This window comes from Stenotrophomonas sp. GD04054 (assembly GCF_029836955.1).
Taxonomy (GTDB): Bacteria; Pseudomonadota; Gammaproteobacteria; order Xanthomonadales; family Xanthomonadaceae; genus Stenotrophomonas; species Stenotrophomonas maltophilia_A.
In genome coordinates, this window is sequence record NZ_JAOECR010000024.1 from 55,731 (window position 1) to 65,487 (window position 9,757).

The following is a 9,757-nucleotide window of genomic DNA, read 5'->3' on the forward strand; positions in this document are numbered from 1 at the left end:
CGCCCTTCCTGCCGTGCTGATCGCGGCATCCGGTTCATCCATCCATGCATGGCGTGGATCTACCGATTCCGCTGCTCTGGTGGGTGCGGATTCCGCGTTGGTGGGTGCGGACCTTGGTCCGCACCATTCACTCGCCACAGCCAACGATTTTCCTTTTTGTCAGTCGATATTCAAAACACCCGACATTATGGAACAATGCCGTCATGGGAAACGCTGAGGCCAAGGCACGAAAGCTATTGCGACGCGCAGGCACCCTGCGCGCCCGCGAACTGGTGACTGCCGGGATCGCCCGCGCCCAACTGACCCGCCTGGTCGAGGCAGGCGCACTGATCCGGTTGTCCCGTGGCGTCTACGCGTTGGCGGAAAGAAAGAGCGACGACACCGATGATGGACTGCGGATCATTGCAGAACGCCTGCCACACCCCCGTCTATGCCTGCTGAGTGCCCTGCGCCTGCATGGCCTGACCACCCAAGCACCATTCGAACGCTGGGTCTCCATCGGCAACAGCGACCGCGTTCCGCGGATCGACTGGCCGCCCCTCCGTGTGGTCCGCATGTCGGCAACGACCCTCAATGCGGGGCTGGAAGAACGTCGCGTAGGCGGACGTCTCATATACGTCAGCAACGTAGCCAAAACCGTCGTCGATTGCTTCAAGTTCCGCAATCTCGTAGGGCTTGATGTCGCACTTGAAGCCCTGCGTGACGCGCTTCACAGCCGTGCAACCACGCCGGATGCGTTGATGGAGTATGCGCGGATCTGCCGCGTTGCCAGACTGATGAGACTGTACCTCGATGCCCTGGCTTGATCCCCTCTCCAACACCTCCCCACCGCGTTGCTTCCATCCGGCAACGGCTGCTCGATCTCGCACGCAAGCGGGGTGAGGACTTTCAGTTCGTGCTGGACAGGTTCGCCGTTGAGCGCCTGCTCTACCGGCTCTCCGCTTCTCGATACCGCAACCAGTTCCTGCTGAAGGGTGCCATGCTGTTCGCAGTGTGGTTCGACGCGCCGCACTGCCCTACACGGGATGCCGATTTCCTCGGATCCGGCAGCGCTGAGCCCGATCGCCTGCTACATATCGCACTTTCGCTCTGTGGAATGCCCGGGGACGACGGCCTGCGCTTCGATCCAGGCAGCATCGTCATCGAGGCCATACGTGAAGAAGCCACGTACGAGGGGCTGCGCATGCGCCTGATCGCACATCTGGGCCGCGCACGCTGCCATGTGCAGTGGGACGTCGGGTTTGGCGACGCGGTGATCACCCCGCCGCCGGAAATCACCTATCCGGTGATTCTGGAGGGATTCCCTCCAGCCTGCCTGCGCGTCTATCCACGCGAAACCGTGTTTGCCGAAAAGCTCGAGGCTATAGCGGCACTGGGCATCGCTAACAGCAGGATGAAGGACTTCTTCGACTTGCTGGCACTGATCCGTGAAGACGCCATGGATCGCCCGCACCTTGTTGCGGCCATTGGCGCGACGTTTGATCGACGAAGGACCCGGGCGCCAACGCCCCTGCCCTACGGACTGACTCAGTCATTCGCCGCAGATCCCCAGAAGCAGACCCAGTGGCGCGCCTTCCTGCGCAGGAATCGCCTGATCGCGCCGGACCTCTCTTCGGTGATTGCCGAGATTGCCGACTATCTGGACACCCTCGACACACCCGTACAGTCCTGACGCGGCAAGGCCTGGCGCTACCGCGTCCGCCCGGGTGGACGCGGACCTTGGCGCGGCCCGTTCATCCACGCATGGCGCGGATCTACCGACTCCGCTGCTCTGGTGAGTGCGGATTCCGCTCTGGTGGGTGCGGACCTTGGTCCGCACGATCCATCAACTGCCGTACAACGCCTTGCGCGGTGCGCCGGTCAGCTCGGCAGCCAGTTTGGCGGCAGTCGACGGCGGCAGATGCTCGCTCAGCTTGGCGTAGACGCGACGGCCATGCACCAGTTGCGCTTCTTCGTCATCACCCGCGCCCTGCACCATCACCACGAACTCGCCCTTGCGCTGGTTCTCGTCTGCTTCCACCTTCGCCAGCAGACCGGCCAGGTCACCATCGAGCACGGTCTCGAACAGCTTGGTCAGCTCGCGGGCCAACACCGCCGGGCGCTCACCGCCGAAGATCGCCGCCATGTCGGCCAGCGATTCGGCGATGCGGTGCGAGGATTCGTAGAACACCATGGTGCGTACTTCACCGGCCAGCGCCTGCAGGCGGTCGCGGCGGCCGCTGGCCTTGGCCGGCAGGAAACCCTCGAAACTGAAACGGTCGCTGGGCAGGCCGGCCACGCTCAGCGCAGCGATGGCGGCACAGGCGCCGGGAATCGGGCTGACCTTGATGCCCGCCGCGCGCGCAGCACGCACCAGGCGGAAACCGGGGTCACTGACCAGCGGGGTGCCGGCATCACTGACCAGCGCCAGCGATTCGCCGGCCTGCAGGCGCGAGACCAGGCGCTGGGCCAGGGCCTCTTCATTGTGTTCGTGCAGGGCCACCAACGGCTGCTGGATGCCGAAATGGGACAGCAGCTGGCCACTGCGGCGGGTGTCTTCGGCACAGATGGCCGCCACCGACCGCAGCACCTCCTGCGCGCGCGGGCTCAGATCGGCCAGGTTGCCGATCGGGGTGGCGACGACGTACAGGGTTGGCACACTCATTTCAGCGGTACTCACAGGGCAAGGGTAGAATCGTAGCGTGTACCCGGCCAAGGCCGCTGCCCTCATCGCATGGACCCGATCATGAACAAGCCCGCCGCACGGATCTCCGCCCTGTCGTTGTCGCTGATGCTGCTGGCCGGTTGTGCCACCACCAGCCTGACCAGCACGCCCGATTCGCCGGCCCAGAGCCAGGCGCTGGCGCTGATCGAACAGGGCAAGCCGCGCGACGCCGCGCTGCAGCTGGAAGCCCTGGCCGCCACCCTGCGCGGCGGCGCTCGCAGCAATGCGCTGGCCGACGCGGCCTGGGCCTGGCACCTGGCCGGTGACAGTGCGCGCGCGCGCAGCCTGCTGGGCCAGCTCACCGCCCGCCAGCTGTCCGGCGCCAGCCTGCAGCGCTACCAGCTGACCGGTGCCGAGCTGGCGCTGGCCGACAAGCAACCGGCGCAGGCGCTGGCCCTGCTGAAGGACCACGGCGACAACGTGCTGCCGGCGCTGCGTACGCGCTGGTATCTGGCCCGCGCCAACGCGCTGCAGGGCACCGGCGATGCCTTCGGCGCCGCCACCGAACGTGCACGCGCCCATGCCAGCCTGACCGGCAGTGCGCGCAGCGAGAACCAGGCCGCCATCTCCGGCCTGCTCGGTACCCTCGACGACGCCACTTTGCGCAGCCGTGCCGCTGCCCTGCCGGCCAACGATCCTCTGTACAACTTCGCCGGCCGTGCGCTGATCGCGCGCGGCCTGCCGCTGCCGCGCCCGTTCGACCGCGATGGCGCGGCCCAGTTTGATACCAGCAAGCGTCCGCCGGCGATGAGCGACGGCTACCGGCCGCCGGCCAAGCTGGCCGTGCTGCTGCCGCTCAGCGGCCGCCTGGCCACCGCCGCGCAGCCGGTGCGCGACGGCCTGTTGAGCGCCTACTACGGTGAAAGCCGTCGCCGCCCGGACATCAATTTCTTCGACACCGCTGGCACCCCGGCTGGTGCCCTCGCCGCCTACGACAAGGCCGTCGCCTCCGGTGCCGACTTCGTGGTCGGCCCGCTGGGCCGCGACGAAGTGGACGCCGTGTACGGCCGCCAGCAGCTGCAGGTACCGGTGCTGGCCCTGAACCGCGGCAAGGATGCACCGCCGGCCGGCAGCGCTGGTTTCTCGCTGGCACCGGAAGACGACGGCATCGTCGCCGCCGAGTACCTGCGTGGCCGCGAGCGCAACCGCGCGCTGGTGATCAGCAGCAACGACGACACCGGCCGCCGTTCCGCCGCCGCCTTTGCCCAGCGCTTCGCACAGCGCGGCGGCCAGGTGGTGGCCACGGTCAATGTCAGCGAAGCCGTCGGCGATGTCGGCGCGCAGGTGCGCAATGCCGGTCAGGTCGATGCCGTGTTCCTCGCCGTGCGCGCCCCGCAGGCCCGGCTGCTGGCGCCGCAGCTGGCGTTGGCCGGTGCCGGTGGCGCGACCCGCGTCGGCACCTCGCAGCTGACCGTCGGCAGCGGCAAGGTGGAAGAAGACGTGGCGCTGGACGGCATCGTCTACCCGAACGAAGCCTGGAATGTGCGCAGCGTGTCCGGCCTGCCGTCGGCCAGCCAGGTGGCCAGCGCGCTGCCCAGCGCTCGCGGCGCCGCTGGCCGCCTGTTCGCTTTCGGTGCCGATGCCTGGAAGATCACCGCCTATCTGGACAAGCTGTCCAACGAGGGCGGCCTGGACGGTGCCACCGGCACCCTGTTCCTGGACAGCAACGGCAACATCCTGCGCCAGCCGGCATGGTCCACCTTCAATGGCGGCCGGCCGATGCCGATCTTCGGTGGTCGCTGAGCGCAGCCAACGTGGCTCGGCGGTGGAAGCCGCCGCCGAGCTGCATCTGCAACAGGCCGGACTGCAGCCGCGTGCGCGCAACGTGCGCTATCGCGGCGGTGAACTGGACCTGGTGATGGACGACGCCGGCACCGTGGTGTTCGTGGAAGTGCGCTATCGCGCGCGATCGGATTTCGGTGGCGGCGCCGCTTCGGTGGATGCGCGCAAATGCCGGCGCCTGGCCCATGCCGCGCAACTGTACCTGCAGGACAACCCGGCGCTGGCCAATGCACCCTGCCGTTTTGATGTGGTTGAAGCCAGTGGTGAACCACCGCAGCTGCGGTGGCTGCGTGATGCGTTCCGGCTGGATGACTGCTGATGGTTACCGTCCGCTCTGGTAGAGGCCGACCTTGGTCGGCGCTTCTGTGCCAACCAAGGTTGGCACCTACCAGAGCGCAGCCTGGCCGGCACGACCACGGTGCGTGACTGATGCCTTCGATCATCACCCATGCCGCTGTGCCGTTGGCGCTCTGGTGCGCCGCTGACCGTGGCCGCATCCCGCCGCGCCTGCTGGCGGCCGGTGTGATCGCTGCGATGCTGCCCGATGCGGACGTATTGGCCTTTGCACTGCACATTCCCTATGCCGATGCCTTCGGCCACCGCGGTGCCAGCCATTCGTTGCTGTTTGCCTGCGTGCTGGCGGCGGTGGCCGCGGTGTTGGCGTTCTTTGGTAGCCGCCGGCCTTGGTCGGCGCCCCGCAACTCCGGTAGTCGCCGACCTTGGTCGGCGGTTTCGTGCCAACCGAGGTTGGCACCTACCAAGGCGCGGCTAACGGTGGCACCGACCCTACAAGCCGCGGCGTTCGTCTTCGTCTGCGCCGCCAGCCACCCCCTGCTGGATGCGATGACCTCCGGCGGCCTCGGCGTCGCCCTGGCCTGGCCATGGAGCGAACAGCGCTTCTTCGCGCCGTGGCGACCCATCCGCGTTTCTCCGTTCGCGCCGCAGTTCTTCAGCGCGCGTGGCCTCGCCACCGTAATGTCGGAACTGCGCTGGGTGTGGCTGCCACTAGCCGGCGCCGTTGTTGCCTGGAAACTGATCCAACCCGCTCCCGTTGCCCCACGAGATCCGTCATGAGTCCTGCCCTGCCTGCTGCCCTGGTTGCCGAACTGTCCGCCCTGCTGGGCGCGGAGGGCTGGCGCATGGATGACGGCGCGCTGGAGGCCAACGCGCAGGACAACTCATGGCGCCACCAGCGCCCGGCGGCGGTGGCGCTGCCAGCCGACATCGAACAGGTGCAGGCGCTGGTGCGGGCCTGTCGCGCGCATCGCGTGGCGCTGGTCGCGCGCGGTGCCGGCACAGGCACCACCGGCGCGGCGGTGCCGCTGCCCGGCAGTATCGTGCTGTCGTTCACCCGCATGGACCGCATCGTCGAGATCCGCGCCGGTGACCGTTGCGCGGTGGTGCAGCCGGGCGTGCTCAACGGCGCCCTGCAGCAGGCGCTGGCCCCGCATGGTCTGTTCTGGGCACCGGACCCCTCCAGCGCCGAGATCTGCAGCATCGGCGGCAACCTGGCCTGCAATGCCGGCGGCCCGCGCGCGGTGAAGTACGGCACCAGCCGCGACAACGTGCTGGGCCTGGTTGCCGTTACCGGCACCGGCGACGTGATCCGCTGCGGCGGTGCCTACACCAAGGACGCCACCGGCTACGACCTCACCCATCTGCTGGTAGGCAGCGAAGGCACGCTGGCACTGATCGTAGAAGCCACGCTCAAACTGACCCCGTTGCCAGTCAGCCAGGCCGGCCTGCGTGTGCTGTACCGCGATGCCGATGCTGCTGCGGCCGCCGTGTCGCGGTTGATGTCGCAGCCGGTGGTGCCCACGCGCCTGGAATTCATGGACGCTCGCAGCCTTGAGCTGCTACGTCTCAACGGTGCGGACGTACCCGAGGCTGGCGCGATGCTGCTGGTCGAAGCCGATGGTGACCACGACACCCTGCCCTACCTCCTGCAGGCGCTGGCCAGCGCCGCAGAGGGCGACGGCATGATCGAACTGGATGTGGCGATGGAAGGTCGTGCACGCGATCAGCTGTGGGCCGCACGCAAAGCGTTGTCGCCCGCACTGCGCAGCGTCGCGCCGGGCAAGATCAACGAAGACGTGGTGGTACCGGTGTCGCGCATTCCGGAACTGGTGGCCGGCGTGCAGGCACTGGCACGTGACTACGCACTCACCATCGTCACCTTCGGCCATGCCGGCAACGGCAACCTGCACGTCAACATCCTCTACCACCCGGATGATGCCGACGAGAACGCGCGCGCGCACGCCGCGCTGCCAAAGATCTTCGAGCTGACGCTGGCGTTGGGCGGCACGCTGTCGGGAGAACACGGCATTGGCCTGGCCAAGCGAGATTTCATGGCGAAGGCCTTCACCGCAGAAACGCTGGCGACGATGCGAGCGATCAAGGCCGCGCTGGACCCGGACGGCATCCTCAACCCCGGCAAGGTGCTGCCGCCGGTGTAGTGCCACTGCCAATGTGTTGACGACGACCCGCAGGAGCCCTCCCCAGCTGGAGGCGTCGCACTGTACCCGCTACGGACCTTCACGCTGCCAGCCGTCAACTGAAGCTCCATCCGGTGTCCAGTGTGCTTTGCAACTTGTTGCATGGGAAAACTGCGCCTTTGCCAGGAACATATCGCCAACAGCACCACACAGCTCTGACCCACGCCCGTCGTGAGCGCCAGCTGCCTGGTCCAGCGAGCCTGCAGTGACAGCACCATCGGCATCTCTGTGAGCCGTTGGCAACCGCCGAACGGGTTGGGTCGAAGCAACAGCGCCCACGCCCTGCGAACAAGGATGCCGAGATGTACAAGCCTCTCTATCCCCATGTCATCACCACTCTTGGCGAAGCCGCTGCGCGCCTGCCACATGACCTCGCGCCGATCCTGGAGCAGGCCCTGGCCGCGGTCAACGATGCGCGGTCGCTGGCAACGGTCACGTGTGAGTCCTGCCTGCAGCAGCGTCGAGGCAGGCAGCCGCAGGCTGACTGAGTACTGGATGTGCAGTTGCAGGCTGCTTAGCGACATTTGCAGAGCCGAGCCCATGCTCGGCTGCCATGGGGCACATCGCGATGAAAGCCGCGCTTCGCGCGTGAGCCGAGCGTAGGCTCGGCTCTGCAGCGTCGATGTCATCCAGCAACCGCGCACCGATACGGCAGCACCCGGTCATGCCCGGCGGTTTCAGTCGCGTGGCAGCGCCGGGCCATGCCCGGCGTCATAAATCAGACGAAGTGCTGGTATCCGCCGTCGGCGGCTTCGCCATCCACGTGCACGCCCTGCCCTTCGGCAATGCGACCGATGCGGGTAAGCGGCACGTCCAGCGATTCGGCCAAGTAGTGCAGTGCGTCGCGCTGGTCGGCGGCGGCGGTGAAGCACAGTTCGTAGTCGTCGCCACCACGCAGTGCGCAGTCGCGCGCGCCATCGCGGCCGAGCAGCTCACGCAGCGCGTGCGAGATCGGCAACGAATCGGCATCGACATGCGCGGCCACGTTGCTGCGCGTGGCGATGTGACCCAGATCGGCCAGCAGGCCATCGGATACATCCACTGCCGCGTGCGCGAACGCACGCAGGCGCAGGCCCAGGGTCACACGCGGCGTCGGCCGCAGCAGACGCAGGCGCAGGCTTTCGTAGTCGGCCAGCAGCGTGGCGGTGGCGATGCTCAGCGCAGCTTGTTGCCACAGGCGCAGCGCACCGGCGGCATCGCCGAGCGTGCCGCTCACCCAGATATCATCGCCCACCTGCGCGCGGTCGCGACGCAGGGCCTGCCCACGCCCAACCTGGCCCATCGCGGTCACCGACAGCGACAGCGGGCCACGCGTGGTGTCGCCACCGATCAGCGCGATGTCGTGCTGGTCGGCCAGGGCGAAGAAGCCATCGGCGAAGGCATCGATCCAGTCTTCAGTGGCTTCCGGCAGCGACAACGCCAGCGTGCACCACGCCGGGCGCGCGCCCATCGCAGCCAGGTCCGACAGGTTGACCGCCAGGGTCTTCCAGCCGATATCGAAGGCCGGGGTTTCCACCGGGAAGTGCACGCCGCTGTTGAGCGTGTCGGCAGTGACCACCAGTTGCTCATTGGCACGCGGCTGCAGCAGCGCAGCGTCGTCGCCGATGCCGAGCAGGATGTCGTCGCGCTCGAGGGTACGGGCGCGGATGCGGTCAATGAGGGCGAATTCGGCCAGGGACATGGGGCGTTCCCGCTGTTGTACGTGCCGCGCGGTGCGCGGTGGGCGGTAGTGCCGGCCGCTGGCCGGCAACCTCAGGATCCCTGCAGCTGCCGGCCAGTTGCCGGCACTATCACAGGTGGGTCAGTGACCCGATTCGACCTTGCGCCATTCCACGGCGGCACGATCCAGCACGCCGTTGACGTAGGTATGGCCATGCTCGGAACCGAAGCGCTTGGCCGATTCGATGGCTTCGTTGATCACCACGCGGTACGGCACGTCCAGGCGGTAGCGCAGCTCGTAGGCGGCCAGGCGCAGCACCGCGCGTTCGATCGCGTCCACTTCTTCGATGCCACGGTCCAGGTACGGGCCGAGCGCTTCGTCGATGTCGCGGCGGTTGTCGAGCACGCCGTGCAGCAGCGCCTCGAAGTACGCCAGGTCGGCGATTTCGCGGGCCTGCTCGTGGGCGAACTGGGCGATCAGCGACTGGGCGTTGCCGCCGGAGATCTGCCAGGCGTAGATGGCCTGCACAGCACGACGGCGCGCGCGCGAGCGCAGCACCGGATCGACACCATCGCGGCGGACGGGTTTACCGGAGGGCTTGCCCTGGGTGTTCTTGTTCATGGCAGCTGCTCCAGAAGATTGACCATTTCCAATGCGGCGAGTGCGACTTCCTCGCCCTTGTTGCCGTGGCTGCCGCCTGCGCGGGCCTCGGCGTCTTCAACGCGTTCCACCGCCAGCACGCCGTTCAGCACCGGCACGCCGAAGTCCAGCTGCACGCGCATCAGGCCTTCGGCGCAGCGATCGGCCACGTGCTCGTAGTGGCGGGTATCGCCACGGATCACGCAGCCCAGGGTAAGGATGGCGGCGTGTTCGTGGGCGGCGGCCAGGCGCGCGGCCACCAGCGGCAGTTCCCAGGCACCCGGCACGCGGATCACGTCGATGTTGGCCTCGGTGATGCCGTTGCCAGCCAGGCTCTGGCGGGCGCCAGCGACCAGCGTGTCGGTGATGCGGGCGTTCCAGCGGCTGGCCAGGATGGCGAAGCGCGCCGATTCGGGAGTGCGAAGATCGCCTTCGAAGTGGCTCATATGCGGCTTGGGGGACTCGATAAGGGGGTAA

The 9,757-nt window shown here is 67.6% G+C and carries 11 protein-coding genes; 7 read left to right on the forward strand and 4 right to left on the reverse strand.

Features of this window, described 5'->3' with window-relative positions; genetic code table 11:
• Positions 1 to 44: 44 nt before the first annotated feature.
• Together N7573_RS12820 and N7573_RS12825 are read left to right on the forward strand one after the other, a co-directional pair.
• Positions 45 to 806: a type IV toxin-antitoxin system AbiEi family antitoxin domain-containing protein gene (locus N7573_RS12820; protein WP_279913500.1), complete on the forward strand. Its 762-nt coding sequence runs from the start codon at positions 45 to 47 to the stop codon at positions 804 to 806.
• Positions 803 to 1,672: a nucleotidyl transferase AbiEii/AbiGii toxin family protein gene (locus tag N7573_RS12825; protein ID WP_279913499.1), complete on the forward strand. Its 870-nt coding sequence runs from the start codon at positions 803 to 805 to the stop codon at positions 1,670 to 1,672. Before N7573_RS12820 ends, N7573_RS12825 begins: the two co-directional genes overlap by 4 nt.
• Before the next feature lie 153 nt (positions 1,673 to 1,825).
• Here N7573_RS12825 and rsmI read toward each other — a convergent pair whose 3' ends face one another.
• Complete coding sequence (gene rsmI / locus N7573_RS12830) at positions 1,826 to 2,644, reverse strand: 16S rRNA (cytidine(1402)-2'-O)-methyltransferase (protein WP_279913498.1); 819 nt, start codon at positions 2,642 to 2,644, stop codon at positions 1,826 to 1,828.
• A gap of 81 nt (positions 2,645 to 2,725) precedes the next feature.
• Between rsmI and N7573_RS12835 the strand changes: the two genes are divergently transcribed.
• From N7573_RS12835 to N7573_RS12855, 5 genes are all read left to right on the forward strand, one after another.
• The gene (locus N7573_RS12835; RefSeq protein WP_279913497.1) at positions 2,726 to 4,447 is read left to right on the forward strand and encodes a penicillin-binding protein activator; all 1,722 of its coding nucleotides are present in this window, start codon (positions 2,726 to 2,728) and stop codon (positions 4,445 to 4,447) included.
• Positions 4,437 to 4,805 (forward strand): YraN family protein, encoded by a 369-nt coding sequence (locus N7573_RS12840; RefSeq protein ID WP_182267263.1) that lies wholly within the window; start codon positions 4,437 to 4,439, stop codon positions 4,803 to 4,805. The genes N7573_RS12835 and N7573_RS12840 overlap by 11 nt, the downstream gene beginning before the upstream one ends.
• A gap of 110 nt (positions 4,806 to 4,915) precedes the next feature.
• Positions 4,916 to 5,560, forward strand: coding sequence for a metal-dependent hydrolase (locus N7573_RS12845; protein WP_279913496.1), 645 nt, complete (start codon positions 4,916 to 4,918; stop codon positions 5,558 to 5,560).
• Positions 5,557 to 6,942, forward strand: a complete 1,386-nt coding sequence (locus N7573_RS12850) for an FAD-linked oxidase C-terminal domain-containing protein (protein WP_279913494.1) — start codon at positions 5,557 to 5,559, stop codon at positions 6,940 to 6,942. Before N7573_RS12845 ends, N7573_RS12850 begins: the two co-directional genes overlap by 4 nt.
• 341 nt (positions 6,943 to 7,283) lie before the next feature.
• Positions 7,284 to 7,469, forward strand: coding sequence for a hypothetical protein (locus N7573_RS12855; RefSeq protein ID WP_032128040.1), 186 nt, complete (start codon positions 7,284 to 7,286; stop codon positions 7,467 to 7,469).
• Positions 7,470 to 7,699: 230 nt separating this feature from the next.
• Here the strand turns inward: N7573_RS12855 and thiL are convergent, their stop codons facing one another.
• From thiL to ribH, 3 genes are all read right to left on the reverse strand, one after another.
• Complete coding sequence (gene thiL, locus N7573_RS12860) at positions 7,700 to 8,662, reverse strand: thiamine-phosphate kinase (RefSeq protein WP_279913493.1); 963 nt, start codon at positions 8,660 to 8,662, stop codon at positions 7,700 to 7,702.
• Positions 8,663 to 8,782: 120 nt separating this feature from the next.
• Positions 8,783 to 9,262: a transcription antitermination factor NusB gene (gene nusB, locus N7573_RS12865; RefSeq protein WP_005408062.1), complete on the reverse strand. Its 480-nt coding sequence runs from the start codon at positions 9,260 to 9,262 to the stop codon at positions 8,783 to 8,785.
• A complete protein-coding gene (gene ribH, locus N7573_RS12870; protein ID WP_005408061.1) occupies positions 9,259 to 9,726 on the reverse strand; it encodes a 6,7-dimethyl-8-ribityllumazine synthase in 468 nt (155 codons plus the stop codon). The genes nusB and ribH overlap by 4 nt, the downstream gene beginning before the upstream one ends.
• Between the last annotated feature and the right edge of the window lie 31 nt (positions 9,727 to 9,757).